The following is a 19,481-nucleotide window of genomic DNA, read 5'->3' as shown; positions in this document are numbered from 1 at the left end:
TCGTTTTGACTAAAGAATATATTTTATCTATTGACCAAGGCACTACAAGTTCGCGTGCAGTATTGTTCAACCATGCAGGTGAAATCGTTAATTCTGCTCAGCAGGAATTCGAACAGTTTTTCCCGCAGCCAGGCTGGGTAGAGCATGATGCCAATGAGATCTGGACTTCCGTGCTTGCTTGTATCGCAGAAGTTTTAAGAAAAGCAGATATTACGCCGGATCAAATTGCCGGAATCGGAATCACGAACCAACGCGAAACAGCAGTCGTATGGGATCGCAACACTGGCAGACCTGTCTACCGCGCAATCGTTTGGCAATCGCGCCAAACTGATGGCATTTGCAAAGATTTGAAAGAAAGAGGATTGGAAGACACATTCCGCAAGAAAACGGGCTTATTGATTGATGCTTACTTCTCTGGAACAAAAGTAAAATGGATTTTGGACAATGTTGAGGGTGCTCGTGAAAAAGCGAACAACGGAGACTTGATGTTCGGTACAATCGATTCGTGGCTAGTCTATAAATTATCCGGCGGAAAAGCGCATATTACGGATTACAGCAATGCTTCCCGTACATTGATGTACAATATCTACGATTTGGAATGGGACGATGAGCTTTTGGAAATCTTGACGGTTCCAAAAAGTATGCTTCCGGAAGTGCGCCAGTCCTCTGAAGTTTACGCAAACACAGTCGACTATCATTTCTTCGGACATGAAGTGCCGATTGCCGGAATTGCAGGCGACCAACAAGCCGCTTTATTCGGCCAAGCTTGCTTTGAAAAAGGCATGGCGAAAAACACATACGGCACAGGCTGTTTCATGTTGATGAATACAGGTGAAAAAGGTGTGGTTTCAGATCACGGCTTATTGACAACACTTGCTTGGGGAGTAGACGGCAAAGTGGAATATGCGCTTGAAGGAAGTATTTTCGTTGCCGGATCTGCTATCCAATGGCTTCGCGACGGTTTGAAGATCTTGGATAACGCACCTGAAAGTGAAGCGTATGCGGCTTCAGTCGAATCAACAGACGGCGTTTACATGGTACCTGCATTTGTAGGCCTTGGAACACCTTACTGGGATACAGATGCACGCGGTGCCATCTTCGGTTTGACTCGCGGAACAACGAAAGCCCACTTCATCCGTGCGACGCTAGAATCATTGGCATATCAAACAAAAGACGTGGTAGATGTCATGATCAAAGACGCGGGAATCGAACTTAAAACATTGCGCGTTGACGGCGGAGCCGTTGCAAATGATTTGCTGATGCAATTCCAAAGTGATATACTTGATGTACCGGTAGAACGTCCGGTCATTCAAGAAACAACTTCACTTGGTGCTGCTTACTTAGCAGGACTTGCGGTAGGCTTCTGGAAAGACAAAGAAGAGATCGCGAAACAGTGGAAAGTGGAAGAAACGTTTACGAGCTTGATGCCAGCTGAGCAAAGTGAAGAACTTTACGAAGGTTGGAAAAATGCAGTAGCTGCAACTCGTACATTTAAAAAACCTGAAGCAAAATCAATTGTTAATTCTTAAGTAAAAGTTAATATTTGGCCGGAGATATCGAGAGACCAAGCCAGTTCAGCTGAAGAAATTCTGCGACTGTAGCTTGGTCTCTTTTGTTTCCTTTCCAAAAATTGTAAAAAACTAAAGGAGCGGTATATGATGAAATTTTCCAGCTTAAACCGAACAGACACGTACAATAAAATGAAAAATACACCTCTTGATTTAATCGTGATCGGCGGTGGGATTACAGGTGCAGGAACAACGCTAGATGCAACAATGAGAGGCATGAAAGTGGCGGTCGTGGAAATGCAGGATTTTGCTGCAGGCACAAGCAGCCGTTCTACCAAACTCGTTCACGGTGGGCTACGCTATTTGAAGCAATTTGAAGTGAAAATGGTGGCAGAAGTAGGGAAAGAACGTGAAATCGTTTATGAAAATGGACCGCATGTAACGACTCCTGAATGGATGCTATTGCCGTTTTATAAAGGTGGAACTTTTGGGCCGCTTAGTACAAATGTTGGCTTGCGCGTCTATGACTTTTTAGCAGGCGTCAAGAAAGATGAACGCCGTAAAATGCTGTCAAAAGAAGAGACTTTGCGCCGTGAACCTTTATTGAAAAAGAAAGACATTAAAGGCGGCGGCTACTACGTAGAATACAAAACAGACGATGCTCGCCTAACGATGGAAGTCATGAAAAAAGCGGTTGAAAAAGGCGCTTTGGCTATGAACTATGCAAAAGTCTCAAGCTTCATCTACCATAACGGCAAAGTGGTCGGCATCCGTGTAGAAGACCAGGTCGATGGTAAAATCCACGAAATCTATGCGAAGAAAATCGTCAATGCAGCAGGCCCATGGGTGGATACATTGCGCGACAAAGACCATTCTAAACAAGGTAAGACATTGCAATTAACAAAAGGAATTCACTTAGTATTCGATGGCCGCCGCTTCCCGTTGAAACAAGCAATCTATTTCGATATGCCGGATGGCCGGATGGCATTCGCGATTCCGCGTGAAGGGAAAGTGTATGTCGGTACAACAGATACAGTTTACAAACAGGACATTGCTCATCCGACGATGACTACAGAAGACCGCGATTATGTCTTGAAAGCGATCGACTTCATGTTCCCGGAAGTGGGAATCCGTACGGAAGATATCGAATCAAGCTGGGCTGGATTGCGTCCGTTGATTCACGAAGAAGGCAAAGACCCTTCAGAGATTTCACGTAAAGATGAGATCTTTGTTTCAAATTCAGGATTGCTGTCGATTGCCGGCGGTAAACTGACCGGCTACCGTAAAATGGGCGAAAGCATCGTCGATATGGTAGCTGAGCAATTGGAAAAAGAGCATGGCTTGAAATTCAAAAAAGTATCCACAAAACATTTGCCGATTTCAGGCGGCGAAGTTGGAGGGTCAAAAGGGTTCGTGAAGTTCTCTGAAGATCGGGTGCGTTTAGGGGTGAGCCGCGGTCTTTCTCCGGAAGCTGCACGCAAATTGGTTCAACGCTACGGATCAAATGTTGACCAAGTCTTCAATTTCTTATTTACCGGAAACGAAGAAGCGGCTAAAGAGGGAATCGACCCAATCGCTTTCGCTATGCTGCGCTACGCTTTGGAATACGAAGCAGCCTACAAACCGATTGATTTCTTCATCCGCCGTACAGGTGCATTGTTCTTCGATATCAACTGGGTACACGCCAATAAAGCGGCTGTAAATGCTTATATGGGCAAAGTGCTTGGCTGGACTGAGGAACAGGCAACAGCTTACAATAACGAGCTGGAAGGGCTTCTATATGAAGCTGTACATCCGGTTGAAGTTGGCGGAAGCCGTTCAAGTGCTTCTTTTAAAGCCGCAGTAAACTAATAAATTCATAGATAAACCGCTCTGATCGATTAAGATCAGAGCGGTTTTTTTGCGGGTGTACTTGGTTCTTACATGAATGGGATCGACTTCTCCTGATTTTCTAGCGATTTGCTGGCATCCTTAAAAATGATATAGTGGATAAAAGCGCAAGTATTCTGAAAAGAGACAGGAGCAAGACAATGACATCCAATGAACGGTTGAAGCGAAGTTTTCTCGAGAGTGAGCATCAGTTGGCTGGCCACGGCAAGCGTGATGTGAAGGTGCTGAAAGAGGCATTTGAGGGTATTGATGGAAATGTAGAAAGCGATATTTACGGCCAAGGAACGGTTATTGAAGAGTTTCAGGAGAAGATGGCGGAGCTGCTAGGAAAAGAAAGTGCAGTATTTTTCCCGAGCGGGACAATGGCGCAGCAAATTGCCTTGCGTATCTGGTGCGACGCGGCAGGCATTCGGAAAGTAGCTTATCATCCATTGAGCCATCTGGAGATCCACGAAGAAAAAGGGCTTCAAGAATTGCATGGAATCGAGTCTGTGCTGCTCGCTGATAAGGATCGCGTCATTGAGCTAGAAGATGTCCTCCAAATGGACGAGAAAGTGGCCTGTATGCTGTTGGAGTTGCCGCAGCGTGAAATTGGCGGGCAATTGCCAAGCTACAAAACTTTGGAAGAGATTTCGGATTATTGCCGCAAGAACGAGATCAAACTGCATCTGGACGGGGCGCGGCTTCTGGAAGTGCTGCCTTATTACGGTAAAACCGCAAGTGAAGTCTGCAGCCTTTTTGACAGTGTCTATATCTCGCTCTATAAAGGAATTGGCGGCATCGCAGGAGCGATACTGGCAGGAGATAAAGAGTTCATGGCTCAGTCAAAAGTTTGGAAACGGCGCCACGGCGGCGATTTGATTTCGCTGTATCCATATATCCTTTCCGCTGACTATTATTTTGACAAGCGATCTAAAAAGATGGCGATGTATCATGAACATGCAAAAGAACTGGCCGGCTTTTTCAATAGCTGTGAAGGGATTACCACTCTGCCCGTGGAGCCTGTATCGAATATGTTCCATGTCCATTTCAGCTATGCCAATGACACGATGGAGGAGCTGCTTGCTGAGCTTCACCAGGAAACGGGAATCGGGCTTACAAGCTACCTTAAAACATTGGAAAACGGCGGCAGCTCCTATGAAGTCAGCCTAGGTGATTTGTATGAAACTTTGCCGGCAGAGAAGGTAGAAGAGCTATTTGCCAAGCTTAATGAAAAAATGAAAACTCTTAAATAGAAAGAAGCCTGTAAAAGACAGTAAGCGTCTTTTACAGGCTTTTTTCTATTTATCCAACGTACCATTTCTTGTACACCGGTTCTAAGGTATATGCCAGCATATGCTCAACGATTTCCCTTTTTTCAGGCTGTTCGATTTCGACCCAATGAATCGTGATAGGTGCCTGGATCTCTTGGGAAAATCCGTGAGGGGCATGATTTGTCTTTTTCAGTTTTGCGAAATGGCGGCGTATGCGATTGTAGATTGGTGCTCCTTTTCCGATATAAAGGATATTTTGATTGGAGTCACAGAAAATATAGATGCCTTTAGCCATTCCCATATTCAATTTAATCTTGTTCAACAACATCGTGGTCTCATCATTTAAAAGAAAAGGAACATTTTCGATGGACTTCCAATTTTCATTATCGAATGCATAGTTTTCTTTTCTCAGAAGCTCATGAATCTTTTCTTTCATCTAATAATCCCCCTTATTTGTCGGTCGTAAAATTCATTTCTATTTCATATTTTCGACTTATCTGATTATTAGTTTAACCAATAAACGATTAATAAGCGAGAGCAGAAGTAAAAGTCATATTATTCAAATATATGGAAGCGCTTTCTAATCGGAAAATTAGGCTTTTCTAAGGAATAAAATATGCTACACTTGAAACAAGTGAATAATCATGCAGAAAAAAGGTGCTGATTCGTCAGTATAACAGGGAATCCGGTGCGAATCCGGAGCTGTTTCCGCAACTGTAAGTGCGTATGAAATAAGAAAATGCCACTGTCTTAGATGAGTGATCATCCGACGGGAAGGTTCTTAGAGTAAAACGATGCACAAGCCAGGAGACCTACCTTTTTTTGAACGTATTTTTACTCTTCGGAAGATAAGGGAATCATACGGCAACTTTTACAATTTGGGCTTTATAGACGAGCCGTTTAATTGGAATGGTGCCGCCCTTTTTATGAGGGCGGCTTTTTGCTGTTTATCTGAAGTGCGATGCGGAAGATTACCACTGAGTAAAGCAGGAGAAGAGGTGATATGAATGAAAAAAGAAATGCGCTATATTTGCTATCCATTCATGCGGGAGTCCGCATCTACAGTGGATTTTGAAATTCGCACCGATTCACTGACGACGCGCATTGGTGAAGCCATTTCGTTGACTGGAGACATTCCGGAAGTAGAGCGGGATCTTCGTTATTTACAGCCGATGGCCTATCATTTGAATGGTTCGGTGCGTGGCAAAATAGCAATTGACCAAGAAGACCTTGAAAAACTGAGCAGTTTATACGATTTTTACGTGGCAGAGGTGGAAGACAGTATCGGAAATTTTGTCTTGCCGCAAGGGAGTCAGGCTGCCTGTAGCTTGCATGTGTGCCGAAGCGAAGCGAAAAAATCAGTTAGGGCATTGCATAAAGTGAGTTTGGAGCGGGAAGTTCCCGAGATTTTATTTGATTATGCGCAATTGCTCGCTAACGTCTTATTTGTCATGGCAGTTTATACCAATCGCAAACACGGGGTGGAAGAGATTCCGTTCATCAGCAAATCCTATCCAACGAGACCGAAAAAGAAAGATGAGGAAAAGATAAAATGAAAAAATCCTATTTATTGAGTGGAACGCTTGCACTCGCTGTATTTCTCGGAGCCTGCCAAAGTGAGGAAAGTGCGGAAACAACTAATACTGCAGACAATGCAAACCCGGAAACGGAAGTGGCTGAGTCTTACGCAGTGACAGATGATTTAGGCAATGAAGTGAAGTTGGAAGAAATTCCGGAAACCGTCGTTTCGCTTATTCCGAGCAATACGGAAATCCTTTATGCATTAGAAGAAGGAGACAAATTAATCGGTGCCACAGATTTTGATAACTACCCGGAGGAAGCTTTGGAAGTTGAGCGGGTTTCTGATTCTGTGAAATTCAATGCAGAACGCATCATCCAATTGGATCCGGATATTGTCCTCGCTTATTCGACTGGCGGACCGACCGGGCTTGAGGTTTTAGAAGAAGCGGATATTCCGGTATTCGTCATCGAATCCGCCGCTTCGTTTGAAGATGTATATGGCGACATCGAACAAATCGCGCAAGTAATGGGAGTGGAAGAAAAAGGCGAAGAACTGATTGCTTCCATTCAAGGAGAAATTAAAGACGTCCAAGACAAGCTCGCTGAAGTTGAGCAAAAGAAAAAAGCTTACATCGAAATCAGCCCGTTGCCTGAAATCTATACAACTGGCGATAAGACCTTCCAACAGGAAATTTTGAATCACGCTCAAGTGGAAAATGTTTTTGCAGATTTGGAAGGCTGGCCGCAACTTTCTGAAGAAGAAGTGGTGAACCGGAACCCAGAACTGATTTTTACAACGGTATCCTATGTGGAGAACGCTGTAGATGAAATCAAAGCCCGCGATAGCTGGTCGGAAATTGCGGCTGTCCAAAATGAGCAAGTCTTCTTGTTGGATTCAGATATCACCTCACGTCCGGGGCCAAGAATCGGAGAAGCCGTGAAACTTGTAGCCGAAACCGCTTATCCAGATTTATTGAAATAAGTTCATTAAAACCACTGTCCGAAAAAAGGGCGGTGGTTTTTAAATTGATTAAATTTTCAGATAACTGGTATAATTTATAGCAAGCCATTGCTTAATTAGGAGAGGGAAGAGGGGGAAGCATGATTAAAGTGACTGTAGCTATTCCCATATACAACGACGAACAATTTATTGAACGCTGCATTGCCAGCATCCTGAATCAGACATTAGACCAGCAATTTCTGGAAATTATTTGTATAGACGATGGTTCTACTGACCAAAGCGGCGCCATCCTGGATCGCTACGAGAAAGAATTCCCGAATATTCACGTAGAGCATCAGATGAACTCAGGCTCTCCGAGCGGTCCGCGGAATAAAGCGATTGAACTAGCGAATGGCCAGTATATTTACTTTGTGGATGCAGATGATTTTTTAGGGGAAGAAGCGCTGGAACGAATGGTGGTGGTAGGAGAAAAATACGATAGTGATATTGTTGTCGGAAAATACAAAGGGGTGAATCGAGGCGTCCCGGAAGCGATTTTTTCAAAAAATCCGGAGTTTTTCTCATTTTACGGATCCAACGCGTTAACGACTATCAGCTCATTGAAGATGTTCAAAGTTTCTTTGCTTCATGAACACCAGATCCGTTTTTTTGAAGAAACCAATATTGGCGAGGACCATACGTTTACGGTCCCTGCTTATATCTGTTCGAATGGCATAGCCATCGTAAAAGACTATGACTGTTATTATGCGACCCGCAATCCAGATGCCATTAAAGTCCAATTGACAAAGCAGGAAAGGCCATTTTCGAAAGTCTTCCGTTTTATTCAGGCAGCGCTTCAAGCGATCGTTTCGCTTAACGTGGAAGAAAGCAAAATCAATCGCGGGCTTCAGCAGTATTGGGACCGGCTAATGAATTTCGAAATCATGTATGAAGTGAATAAAAAACTGGATTACTCCAGAAAAAAACAACATCTCGCCAGTTTAGCGCCTTTATTGAAAGATTATGGACCAGGCGAAAGCTTTCAATTCTTCACGCCTATCCAAAAAGTGAAATTCCGCTTATTGGAGCATGGGGAAGCAAATGAGTTAATGGATTATCTCGACAGCGAGAAAAAGCAGGAAGATCTGCAAGTTTACCGAGGAGAATTATACCCGGCCACGGATGCCGCTTTTAAAATAGCGATTGACGAGCGAATCAGTTTTACACATGTCAATAAATATACGGCTTGTGTCATCAATGCTTATATTAAAGGGCAGAACTTCATCATTGAAGGGCATCAATACCATAGCCGCTTTTTACCCGAGAATCCTTTTTTGACGGTGCTGATGAGCAGGCGCGATACGGAAGAAGTCTACCGGATTCCAGCAAAACTCGGACTAGCAGAGAAGAGCTCAGGATCGCCTTTGTTGACAGTGCCGGAAGGAAAAGAAAAACACGGCTATTTCCATGCCATACTCGATTTGTCATTTGTACGGGAAATTGAAGAACCGCATTATTTTGATTTTTCATTGGTCAGCGATTACGAGGGGTACAAAGTCCAGACGCGTCTAATGGCGGATGCCCGCTATTTTGAAGATTCGTTCGGTTTGTTCGGAACAGCTAAAATTGGCTATTTTGATGTTAAGCCCTATCGCACAAAGCATGGGAATTTCTCGGCAATTTTTAAAGAACCCGATAAAATCTCAGACAAGCTTTCGGTTGAGGAAGCGGTTTTTTATCAGAACGGCGATGAAGTGCGCATTTGTGTGCATGTCCACTCGAAATACGATGGATTTTTAGATGAGGTGGAGCAGGTCTTTTTAGCTGTTGGCGAATGGTCCATCTCCGGCACCGGGCTGACCACTCAATATAAAAATGGCGATTATTTCTTCTGCATGGACATTTATTTAAGCAAGCACGAAAGGCGCAAACTGGCAAATAGTTATGTAGCGTTTGTAGTGAATGATGTGGCATTGAAAATGCCGGATATTAAATGGGCAAGATAACGAAAAGAACGGGTAATCCAATGAGTCGCCTCACTGGATTACCCGTTCCATTAAGCCCGTTTGAAAAATTTGCTGAAGGGGCTGGCGGGCCGTGGTTCTTTTAAAAGAGACAGCCAGTTTTCGAGGAATTGTTCGTCGCTGAAACGGTCTGCGGGCCGGACATCAGGAAACTCCCTCTCTACGGCTTTTGCCATCGCTTCAGATAAAGCATAGATATCGTCAGGTGGGACCAAGAGGCCGTTTTGTCCGGAAACAATCAAGTCGCTCGGCCCGTATTTGATGTCATAAGCGACCACTGGGCAGCCATTATTTAAGCTTTCGATCATCACTAATCCGAAGCCTTCAAAACGGCTCGTTAGAAAAGAAGCTTTTGCTTGTGCAAATATTTTTTCTGGAGTGGCGGTTTTCCCCATCAATTTTACTTGTTCTTGAAGCCCGGCGTCATTAATTTGCTGCTGCAGCTGTTCTTTATAATCGCCGTCCCCGTATATTTCTATTGGGTATGCACGCAACACATCCCGCTTTAGGCGATAAGCTTCAATCAAATGGTGGACCTGTTTTTGTTCATCCAAACGCCCGATAAACACCAGCTTATTTTCTCTTTTTGAAGAGAAGCCCAAGTTTTTCAGTTCAACGGAATGGGGGATAACTTTTACTTTTTGAGTATCCGGTACGACTTCAGCTAAATCCGCCTGTTGTTTGTTCGTTAAGACCACAATTTCGTCTAGATCATCCAAATGTTCAAGTGCGTAGCGGTAGGACGATTTCACGTCGGCCACATCATTGCTGTTCAAATGTGAGTTGTGGAAAAGCAGGATTTTTTTAACTTTTGGCACTTCCATTTCCAGTAAAGGGCGATCCAAAAAGCGGGCATCGCAAATGACGGTGGAATGCTTCTCAATCATTTGTTCAAAACAATGGCGAATCCATTCTTTTTCCGTTTTGAATTCAAATGCCTCTCCTTCTTGGAAAAGATAGATGCGTATCAGTTTTTGTTCTGCCGTTCCGTTATAAGTTTTATTCAGATAGGCTTTTCCGGATTCATCTAAGAAAATCTCTTCTAAGATATAGGTTGTCCCTTGTTTGTAGATGATTTCCTTATGGCAGAGTCCGGCAAGATTATACTCTTTCCGTATTTTTCGGATGCGGTGGTGGGGATCCATGATATCGATGAATTTCAAGCGATTACCTGGACTTTCATAATTTTTGTATAAAACATATTTTCCATTATCGAAAAAGCGGTAAACCTTGTTTATTTCCAGTTCATAGCGAGTTAATCCTTTTTCTTCAGGCGGGTGTTCAATTTCTGGCACTTCATAGGTTCTTTTTGATAGGAAGTCATAGATATTCATTAATTTCACTTGCTTAGGGATATAGCCGTTTTTGTAATAAAGCCGGTAGACGCCTTTGTAATTCGGATTATAATTGGTTGAAATAATGGCGATCGGAAGCTGCCCTTGTTCGCTGAGCAAGCGAGTTCTTTTCAATAATGCTTTTGTACGCCCTGCAAATTCAGCAGGCAAGGTTGAAGTCACCACATAATGCATACAAACATCCTCCTTGGTCAAAGTAAATCGTCTGGTCCGTATACTTTCTTGATCTTCTCTTTCTCGATTTGATGGGATTAACTATAAGGTGGAGTGTTTCTGGGATGAATAGGGCAAATGAGGATTCAAATCATTTATTACCGTAGTAGCAATGATAATCTTTTTTTCCTTCCATGTCATTAAATTCTAATTATTTTACTTGTTCTTACGAGTTGTTCCAAGCAAAAGTTTGAAGAGACGCTTTTCAGGTATAGTAAGAACAAAGCGTTTCAAAGGATGGAGGATTAGGATGGAGACGATACTTGCAGTTTGCATCGGATTGGCTTTAAGTGCCACTACAGGTTTCCGGGTTTTTACGCCCCTATTGATTACCGGCATATTCGTGCGGGCTGATTGGATATCGCTTTCAGAAGGGTTTAGTTGGATCGGAAGTACTCCGGCACTGATCGCATTTGCCGTAGCGACGGTTCTGGAAGTGTCGGTCAATTACATTCCGGCCGTCGGCTCATTCATGAAAGTATTGGAGACGCCTCTCGCAGCACTTGCAGGAATTTTATTGACGGCATCATTTATCGGGGATATGAGTCCATTTTTGGAATGGAGCATCGCCATTATTGGAGGCGGGGGCATTGCCAGCGCTTCACATGCTGCAGTGGCATCCGTCAAAGGAGCAAGTGAAACTGTGCTGATGAGTCCGGTGGTAGCGGGAATTGAAGATGCAACGGCGACAACTGTACCAATTTTGATATTTATCATGCCTATTTTAGCGATTGTCTTCTTGATTGTGCTTGCCGTCATCTTCCTGAAACTTTATCGCCGCTTCTTTTCAAGGCCAAGAGCTGCTTAGCCGGGTTTAAAGCCTGGCTAAGAAGGAAATACTTTCTATTGTGCGAAGAAAAGCAACTAGAGAAACAGGAAGTGGACAACATGAAGAAGTTTAAAGTGTTTTTAGGTATATCCGTGGCGTTGAATCTTGCCTTTATCGGAATTGCGGGATTTATCCTTGCCAAACAAGGTGGAATCGGTTTCATCAAAGAACAATGGGATTCACTGGCTTCGGATCAAAAATTTCCGGATTATTATCTGCAGAAAAAAGCGATTTTTGAATCTCTGGATACGGAGGCGCCGGATAAAATTTTTCTAGGTGACAGCATCACCGACCATGGAGAATTTCAGGAGTACTATCCAAAAGAGATCGTATTGAACAGAGGAATCGCAGAAGATACCTCAACAGGCGTCTTGAACCGGATCACTGAAGTCGTGGATCGAAACCCGGAAGAAGTATACATAATGATCGGCATTAATGATATAGGGGCAGATGCAAGTTCAGCCGCTTATGAAAAGAATATGCGCAAAATCATCGAATCGTTTAATCTGTCAAAAACCCGCCTCGTACTGCAATCGATTTTGCCGATTAACAACAAAGAATTCAATAATGAATTGTCCAATGAGACAGTCGATGAATTCAATCAAATTCTTGAAAGTTTGGCTAGCGAATATGAGATTGATTATGTTGATTTACAACCGGAATTTGAAGAAGCAAATGGGCAGTTGGAAAAGGAAATCACAATTGACGGCATCCATTTAAAAGGGATCGGTTACGATAGATGGATAAAAAGTTTAGAGAATTAAATGCAAAGCCTCCTATTATAACCAATAGGGGGCTTTTTTCATCTGTTTTTTCTAGCTGTAGTTATTGTAAGATTAACTTTGCTGTTGTTTGATATTTACAATTCATCAAAATTAATTAACTTATTTTAGAAAAAATAGGGTATGAAAAGGTATGAGCCGTGTTTATGGAAGGGGCGTATGAGAATGGTACAGACATTCCTCTGGGTAGTTATGGGATTGCTGGCGGTACAGTTGATATTATTGGCCGTTTTAATTTTCGGTAAACAGAAAGCACTTAAAAGGCAAATGAAAATAGCATGGGTTAAAAGCCAAGTCATGCCGATTTACAGCAAGTTTATCGAAGTTCCCGAACAAAAATGGGTCGAACCTCAACTTCCTTCAAACAAATCCATCCGGCAATCTGTCATGGAAGAAATGCTCATCGATTTTCAAGAGACTTATAAAGCTCAAGAGGAGCGAAAACGGATTACGGCATTGGCAGAACGCCATCTGGCACCGCGCTATAAATCAGTCCTGAAAAGTGGCGGTTGGGCTGAGCGGATTAATTCACTTTATTTCATCGAAGATTTTCGGATGGCATCTTTAAAAGAAGATGTATTTATGCATTTCAAGAGTTTGGAAAAACAGGACGATGAATATTGGCAATGTCTTCGGGCGGCAGCCATCTTGCAGGAACCAAAAGTAGTGGATGTGTTGTTCGAACAATCGAATTTATCGATCGGGTTTTCCAAAGAATTATTGATGAGAATGGACGAAGAACTTCATCAAAGAATCATGGCCAGGATGTTTATGAAAGATGATGCACCTGAAAACCTTCTATATGCATTTATTATGCTAAACGGCGAACGGAAAAGTGAGCGCTTTTTCCCGTTTGTTGAAAAAATGATGACGGACGAACGAAAAGAAGTGCGGATCAAAGCGATGAAGAGTTTGACGCATTACGGCAAAATTTCAGAACCCCAAAAGTTATCGGCGTTCTTCATCTCCATCTTTTGGGAAGAGCGCATGTATGCGGCAAAATTGGCGGGAGCTTGCAAATTGATCGATTATAAAGAACAGCTTATCCACTTATTCAAGGATCCTGTTTGGTGGGTGCGTTTTTCAGCGGCAGATAATCTCCAGGAGTTTGAAGATGGCAATGCCTTGCTGCATGAAATTGCTTCAACCAGTGAAGATGCCTACGCCCGTGATGTTGCAAGACATATGCTGACAAAGAAAGGGGGAGGAAACCGATGAATGCGGTTGAACTAATATCCTTCGGCATCATTATTTACATGTTGGCAGCCGGCAGTATCTATCTCGTACTTTTTATGGTAGCCGGCCCGAAAATCAACCGGGAGAAAAAATTGAACCGGACAGAGCAAATTGAAGAAATCATGATCAATAAAGACACCTATCCGATCTCTGTTTTGGTTCCAGCCTATAACGAGGAAGCGGGAGTGGCGAGCACCGTTCGGTCTCTGCTGGCGTTAAACTACCCACAATATGAAATCATCGTGGTCAATGATGGTTCGACAGATAAAACGAGTGAAAAGTTAGTGGATGTCTTTAAAATGAAGCGAATCGAATTGGCCGCGAGAAGCTATTTTAAGACAGGCAAACTAAAGGCTGCTTATCAATCCCAATTGCATCCGAATCTCTATTTGATCGAAAAAGAGAATGGGGGAAAAGCTGATGCATTGAATGCTGGGGTAAATTTCTCCCAATACCCTTATTTTGCTGCGATTGATGGCGACTCCATTTTGGAAAAAGACGCCTTATTAAAGACCATGAAGCCAATCATTGATTCAAGCGGCAAAGTAACTGCAACGGGTGGAACGGTCCGGATTGCCAACGGCTGTAAAATCGTAAAAGGCGAAGTCACAGAAATCAAATTGCCGAAACGGCCGTTGGAAGTGATGCAGATCGTTGAATATTTCCGGGCCTTTTTGATTGGCCGCCTAGGTTTTAGCCGCGCGAATATTTTACTGATCATTTCTGGAGCATTCGGCGTTTTCGAGAAAAGCCGCGTTATTAAAGTCGGCGGCTATAATACGAAAACGGTCGGCGAAGATATGGAATTGATCGTCCGGATCCATCGCTCAATCAAAGAGGAGAAATCCGATCAGCGCATCGAATATATCCAAGATCCGGTTTGCTGGACAGAAGCACCGAGCACAATCGCTTCCTTGCGGGCACAGCGCATCCGCTGGCAGCGTGGATTAGCGGAAACGATTTGGATCCACCGGAAGATGCTGTTCAATCCGAAATATAAAGGCATCGGCATGTTTTCCATGCCTTATTATTTGTTCATCGAGCTGTTGAGTGCCGTTTTTGAAGTCATTGGCTATGGCATCATTATCAGCGGACTGCTGTTTTCATTTGTTGATACCGAGATTGCGTTAGTGATGCTTCTCGTCATGATTTTATACGGCTCCCTTTTATCAGCTCTTGCCGTGCTGCTAGAAGAATGGACCTACCATAAATATCCGGATGTCAAAAGCATTTTCATTTTATACATCTATGCACTGACAGAAATATTCTGGTACCGGATTTTGGCCAACTTCTGGCGCGTGCAAGGCTTGGTTTATTCGCTCCGCAAAAAGCACGCATGGGGAGACATGGAACGAAAAGGCGTTTTCTCAGACGATACGCCTACCTAAAAAGGAGTTGTCCCAATTATAGTTGGGACAACTCCTTTTTTCATTCAATCTTTCCAAAGAATTCTTGGAGGATGTAATAGGATTGTTTTAAGCGTTCATTTGTTTCAGGAAGCTCCCAAGTTTTCCACGTGTACTCCGCAGGATTTTTGCCAGCAAATGAATCAACGATTTTCTCATCCTGATCGGTCAATGTTGCTGCAACTGCGATTCGTTCTGTGGTAATGGAAGATTCAAGGCCTTCTTTCCAGAAATCACCCGCAAATTCCTTTCGGCCCGGATCTTTGGCGTTGAGCAGCATCCATGGAATTCGGATTTCCAGTATACCCGTTTCTTCCGAATAGTAATAATCGTTCAGTGAGTCGTAGTCTTCACTATCCGGATCGGCAATTCCGAATTGCAGCACGCCAGTTTCATAGGAAGAGAACGGGAAGACTTCCCCGGTATCGGGGCGTGTAATTTCTTTGCTCAAAGCAAGGCGGATCGGATGGAAGACGGTCGAAATGTCTTCTTTCGATTCCGGAATCATTTCAAGCCTCTCTGCATAATCGTAGTAGAACGAATCGTAATCTCCTGCAACTAATAGATGGGCGGATTCCTTACCGTCAATCTGCAAATGGAAATCAGCATTGAATGGTGCAGCAGCACCAGTTTCTACCGGAATCCCTTTGCCGTCGCGAATATTGAAATACAAGTGGAATTGCTGCTGATTCCACCAATCCCTGCGGCTTTCATCAAAAGTGGTTTTAATGTAAAGGTAGCGTTCGTCGTGGTCCATTTCGATCGACTGCATCGCTCCTTCATTTTTCTCGTAAAGTGTTTCCCCCGCTTCCCAGTCATCCACGCCGTTTACTTTCACTTTATGCCGGTCAAAACTCAAGATGCCGAATTGCTGCTCGTTTGTTTGGGCGTTTGACCAGAATGGGCGCTGATCCGGGTTGTCGTAGTCCATCGTATTCCATGTCCGTTTAAACCACTCATCCTGCCAGGTAAATACAAGCCCACCAAGCATGCCTTCATGCAAGATATCTTCATAGAGATGCTGGGCGATTTCACCTTGCTGTTTCTCGGAAATGAAACCTTGGTTCCAGCCGGATGGATTTTCATGCGTTTTTCCGCGGGAAGCGGGCACACCGAATTCGGCTACTAATATTGGCATTTCATGCGAGTCGTTTAAGTCTTTCAAATAGCCGGCGTAGTTGTTTTTCTCGCCGCGATGATCAATAAACTCCGTATATTTTTCCTCTAAATTCAAGAAGTCAGGATAGTAAGGGTAGATATGATAAGAAGCAAACATCCCGACATTTTCAGTTTGTCCTGCCAATTTAATGTGATTGGGATCGATTTCTGCAATATCTTCTTTTTCACTTGGCTCTGAAGGCTGCTCTAAATTATCCGTAGTCACCCAATTCGTAAAACTTAAGGGGCGCATGCTCTGATAATTGTCCAATTCGTATGAAGCGAGCATGTCCAGCTGCTGCGCAATCCAATTTTCCATCGGGCTGGCGCCTTCTGTATAAACATGCTTTCCTTCAAACTCACCGAGATCTGAATACTTGTTCATCATTTGATCTACCATAACTGGATCCCACTCGATGCCGGCAATCCAGCCGATGACGTAAGGCGAAATATCCGCATCGTATGTTCCGGCAGCATGGCCGGGACGGGGTTCCACTTCTGCGCTGCCGTGGACGACATCAACCAATGTCCGAATTTCCGCTTGGAACCTTTCCGTGATTTCCGGATCGAAAGCATCAAGTTTCTCAGCTAGCGGCTCTTCGTCAATCCAGATGCCATGGTACACATAAATTGGCTTGTCTGCTCGCTCGTTATAGGCTTTCAAAGCTTGATAGAAAGCGGGTGGATGCAATGTGTATACCCGGATAGCGTTGGCATTCATTTCACCGATCTGTTTAAACCAGCGATCGTATTCTTCCCGGGTAATTGCTGCTTCCCCTGGGAAAGTTCCCGGTTTTGCCATCCCCATGTTAACCCCTTTGACAGTGAAGTTCTCCCATTCGCCGTTTTCATAGACTTGGAAATCCTGGCCATTGACCCGGGCAGAATAAGCGATCCCTTCATCGCTTGCCAATTCCGGAGCTGCGGCAACCGTTTCAGGGGAAGCGGTGTTTTCGAGAATTTTCTTCATCATCGGAGCGTAAGTTTTCCAAAAGAAGCTCGTATCTCCAGAGATGCTTTCAAACGATAGCCAAGACCGCACTTTCGCAAATCCGGCAAATTGATAAAAGCTCGGAACTTCTGCAATGTCCACAAAATCTCCAGCAAAATAAAACGTCTCTGCCGTATTTTTTTGCTGATGGACGATAGCTGGGAAAGATGAAGGAATTCCATTTTCAGCTAATAATGCTTTTCCTTTTTCCGAAAGGTCCCATTTGTAATTGGCTAAGATGCTGCTTTCAGCTGCTTCATTGATATCAAACCAATAAGTGAATTCAGGAGAATCCTCCATTGAAAACAGCTCTTGCCCGGCTTCAGTGAAATCCAGTTGAATCCCATCAGCGCCAATCAGCCCTTCCTGTTCAGAGAGTACGAGGATTTCACCAGACAGGTCATTTGCCAAGACAAAACCGGCGCCCGCAAAATCCCAGCTATTTCCCGTTTCTTCAAAACGCGAAACGACCCATTTCGGAACTTCCTCTTGCTGTTCATCCAATTCATTGAATTTCCGGCCGCTCCAGCCAGTCGGCTGAATCCCTAAATAATCTGCTGCCGTGTCCCTGACTTCCGTGGAAGTGGGGGAGGCGAGCGTGTTAAATTCCACCACAAGGTCGCTGTCTCCAGCATCAACCTGATTTTGGATGCTTTGCCATTCGGCCATTTCGAGTCCTCCATAGACCAATGAAGGAGCATTTTCTGCTTCCTGGCTTTGTTCATTCCAAGCCAGATCTTCTTGGTAGACTCCGTAAGTATCGGCTAAATAAATAAAATCCGTTTCGCCGAAATCCTCCGGAATTTCATTTAACTCATAGGATTCGTTTTGTTCATCCGGCTTAAAGCCAAAATAGTCTACACCGGCTTGATAAGCTGAATCATCATTTTTCAAATAGCCCATATGATTTAAGAGCCATGTCAAACCGTGGTGTTCACGGTAGGATTCGTTAGGCACCGTTTTGTCGATAATGGCGACTTGCAAATTTTCTTTTTCTTGTAAAAACCAGAAAGCCAAAGGTAACGCTACTATAATGATGAGCCCAAAGATGGAAAATAGAATTTTTCGCACCGGCATTCCTCTTTTCTTCTGCAATATTGAATCCAGCTTCAATTATAGCGTATATTATATTGGAATTATTGTATTTTACTTAGGCTGAAAGAGGTGATTTTCAAAACGAAGAGGAAAAAGATTCAAACAAAAAAGCAGCCAGTGGAAATGGCTGCTTGTCAAAAAATTATCTCGGGATCGTCAAGACTTGTCCCACTTTTATAAGGTAAGGGCTTGGGATTTTATTGGCTGCGGCAATTTTAGCTACAGTTGAATTATATTTTCTCGCAATACTATAAAGCGTGTCTCCAGCTTTGACGGTATATTTCACCGAAGCAACAGGAGATGCAGCCTTGCCTGGGATGATCAATACTTGGCCGACCCGGATGATATATGGGCTTGATATCTTATTGGCGGAAGCCAAAGCATTTACTGTGACATTGTAACGTTTCGCGATGCTGTAAAGCGTATCTCCCGCTTTGACCGTATACTTATTGCCGGCAGCAGGTGGAGGGGCGGAAGGCAGTTTCAGCAATTGAGAGACTGTCACAAAAGAATAGCCTTTTGCTTTCAATTTGGTGATGATGCCTTGAAGCGCACCCGGAGTTCCGGATGCCCCAACGCCCGTGTGCATTAAGACGATGGAACCCGGCACGATATTATTGACGACTTTATTGGTGATGGCTGTAGAGGATACGCCTTTCCAATCCAAAGTATCAATATTCCATTGAATTGTATGGGTGTATCCGGCATTTCCAACTGCCGCTAAGACGGCTGCGTTCGAAGCTCCAAACGGTGCACGGAACAAAGGCTTCGTGGATTTGCCCGTGATCTTTTTGACAGCAGCTTCTGTTTTGTCCAGTTCAGCTTTTATTTGAGACGCAGTCAGTTTTGTGAAGTCGGGATGAGAATAGGAATGGTTGGCAAGTTGATGGCCGCCCGCTGCAATATTTTTGATAGCTTGTGGATGATTATTTGCACCGGATCCCGTCAGAAAGAATGTCGCTTTGATTTTATTCGCCGACAAGGTATTGAGGATTTTTTGGATATTGGTGCCGTCGGATCCATCATCAAACGTCAACGCGACAACTTTGCTTGAGGTAGTGGCTTTTGAAATGAACTTAGAACTGGCTGCTTCAGCAGATGGTGAGAATGAGAGGGCGGTAAAAAGAATTAATAAGAAGGCTGCGGCAATTTTGAGAAGTTTGCTTTTCACATTGTCCACCCCTTTTTTCATAACGCATTTTAGTTGAATGCGTATGTATAAGTTTGGAATGAATAATTTTAGTAATAACTTAAAATATCATTTTGTTCTATTTTATGAT

General features: G+C 43.6%; 14 protein-coding genes and 1 riboswitch. Of the genes, 10 read left to right on the top strand and 4 right to left on the bottom strand.

The features are described 5' to 3' along the window. The first annotated feature begins 5 nt into the window (after positions 1-5). From glpK to AC2EXB_RS14150, 3 genes are all read left to right on the top strand, one after another. Complete coding sequence (glpK, locus tag AC2EXB_RS14160) at positions 6-1,529, top strand: glycerol kinase GlpK (RefSeq protein ID WP_483602059.1); 1,524 nt, start codon at positions 6-8, stop codon at positions 1,527-1,529. 129 nt (positions 1,530-1,658) lie between these two features. Beyond that, the gene (locus tag AC2EXB_RS14155) at positions 1,659-3,359 is read left to right on the top strand and encodes a glycerol-3-phosphate dehydrogenase/oxidase (protein ID WP_311195569.1); all 1,701 of its coding nucleotides are present in this window, start codon (positions 1,659-1,661) and stop codon (positions 3,357-3,359) included. A gap of 179 nt (positions 3,360-3,538) precedes the next feature. Beyond that, positions 3,539-4,633, top strand: coding sequence for a threonine aldolase family protein (locus AC2EXB_RS14150; protein ID WP_483602058.1), 1,095 nt, complete (start codon positions 3,539-3,541; stop codon positions 4,631-4,633). Positions 4,634-4,682: 49 nt separating this feature from the next. Here AC2EXB_RS14150 and AC2EXB_RS14145 read toward each other — a convergent pair whose 3' ends face one another. After that, the gene (locus AC2EXB_RS14145) at positions 4,683-5,087 is read right to left on the bottom strand and encodes a GIY-YIG nuclease family protein (RefSeq protein ID WP_235196884.1); all 405 of its coding nucleotides are present in this window, start codon (positions 5,085-5,087) and stop codon (positions 4,683-4,685) included. 201 nt (positions 5,088-5,288) lie between these two features. Then, positions 5,289-5,485: riboswitch (cobalamin riboswitch) on the top strand. A gap of 173 nt (positions 5,486-5,658) precedes the next feature. Between AC2EXB_RS14145 and AC2EXB_RS14140 the strand changes: the two genes are divergently transcribed. The 3 genes from AC2EXB_RS14140 (at position 5,659) to AC2EXB_RS14130 (ending at position 9,118) form a co-directional block, all read left to right on the top strand. After that, entirely contained in the window at positions 5,659-6,207 is a 549-nt protein-coding gene (locus AC2EXB_RS14140) for a hypothetical protein (RefSeq protein ID WP_483602057.1), read from the top strand. Further along, positions 6,204-7,154 carry an ABC transporter substrate-binding protein gene (locus AC2EXB_RS14135; protein ID WP_483602056.1) on the top strand — a complete coding sequence of 317 codons (951 nt, stop codon included), beginning with the start codon at positions 6,204-6,206 and terminating at the stop codon, positions 7,152-7,154. The genes AC2EXB_RS14140 and AC2EXB_RS14135 overlap by 4 nt, the downstream gene beginning before the upstream one ends. A gap of 119 nt (positions 7,155-7,273) precedes the next feature. Then, positions 7,274-9,118 carry a glycosyltransferase family 2 protein gene (locus tag AC2EXB_RS14130; RefSeq protein WP_483602055.1) on the top strand — a complete coding sequence of 615 codons (1,845 nt, stop codon included), beginning with the start codon at positions 7,274-7,276 and terminating at the stop codon, positions 9,116-9,118. 50 nt (positions 9,119-9,168) lie between these two features. On the opposite strand, the gene AC2EXB_RS14125 is transcribed toward AC2EXB_RS14130, so the two are convergent. After that, positions 9,169-10,665 carry a glycosyltransferase gene (locus tag AC2EXB_RS14125; RefSeq protein ID WP_483602054.1) on the bottom strand — a complete coding sequence of 499 codons (1,497 nt, stop codon included), beginning with the start codon at positions 10,663-10,665 and terminating at the stop codon, positions 9,169-9,171. Positions 10,666-10,954: 289 nt separating this feature from the next. On the opposite strand from AC2EXB_RS14125, the gene AC2EXB_RS14120 reads away from it, so the two are divergent. The 4 genes from AC2EXB_RS14120 to AC2EXB_RS14105 all read left to right on the top strand — a co-directional run bounded on the left by AC2EXB_RS14120 (position 10,955) and on the right by AC2EXB_RS14105 (position 14,939). After that, positions 10,955-11,512 carry a DUF4126 domain-containing protein gene (locus tag AC2EXB_RS14120; RefSeq protein ID WP_483602053.1) on the top strand — a complete coding sequence of 186 codons (558 nt, stop codon included), beginning with the start codon at positions 10,955-10,957 and terminating at the stop codon, positions 11,510-11,512. Positions 11,513-11,592: 80 nt separating this feature from the next. Continuing rightward, positions 11,593-12,297, top strand: a complete 705-nt coding sequence (locus AC2EXB_RS14115; protein ID WP_483602052.1) for a GDSL-type esterase/lipase family protein — start codon at positions 11,593-11,595, stop codon at positions 12,295-12,297. 183 nt (positions 12,298-12,480) lie between these two features. Further along, entirely contained in the window at positions 12,481-13,533 is a 1,053-nt protein-coding gene (locus AC2EXB_RS14110) for a HEAT repeat domain-containing protein (RefSeq protein ID WP_483602051.1), read from the top strand. Further along, positions 13,530-14,939 carry a glycosyltransferase family 2 protein gene (locus tag AC2EXB_RS14105; protein ID WP_483602050.1) on the top strand — a complete coding sequence of 470 codons (1,410 nt, stop codon included), beginning with the start codon at positions 13,530-13,532 and terminating at the stop codon, positions 14,937-14,939. Before AC2EXB_RS14110 ends, AC2EXB_RS14105 begins: the two co-directional genes overlap by 4 nt. Before the next feature lie 40 nt (positions 14,940-14,979). Here AC2EXB_RS14105 and AC2EXB_RS14100 read toward each other — a convergent pair whose 3' ends face one another. Then, on the bottom strand, positions 14,980-18,183 hold the full coding sequence (locus tag AC2EXB_RS14100) for a hypothetical protein (RefSeq protein WP_483602049.1): 3,204 nt from the start codon (positions 18,181-18,183) through the stop codon (positions 14,980-14,982). Between the two features lie 160 nt (positions 18,184-18,343). Further along, positions 18,344-19,372 carry a LysM peptidoglycan-binding domain-containing protein gene (locus tag AC2EXB_RS14095; protein WP_483602048.1) on the bottom strand — a complete coding sequence of 343 codons (1,029 nt, stop codon included), beginning with the start codon at positions 19,370-19,372 and terminating at the stop codon, positions 18,344-18,346. Positions 19,373-19,481 lie beyond the last annotated feature (109 nt).

The organism is Planococcus alkaliphilus, from assembly GCF_057031095.1.
This window is presented reverse-complemented; position numbering and strand designations above follow the sequence as displayed.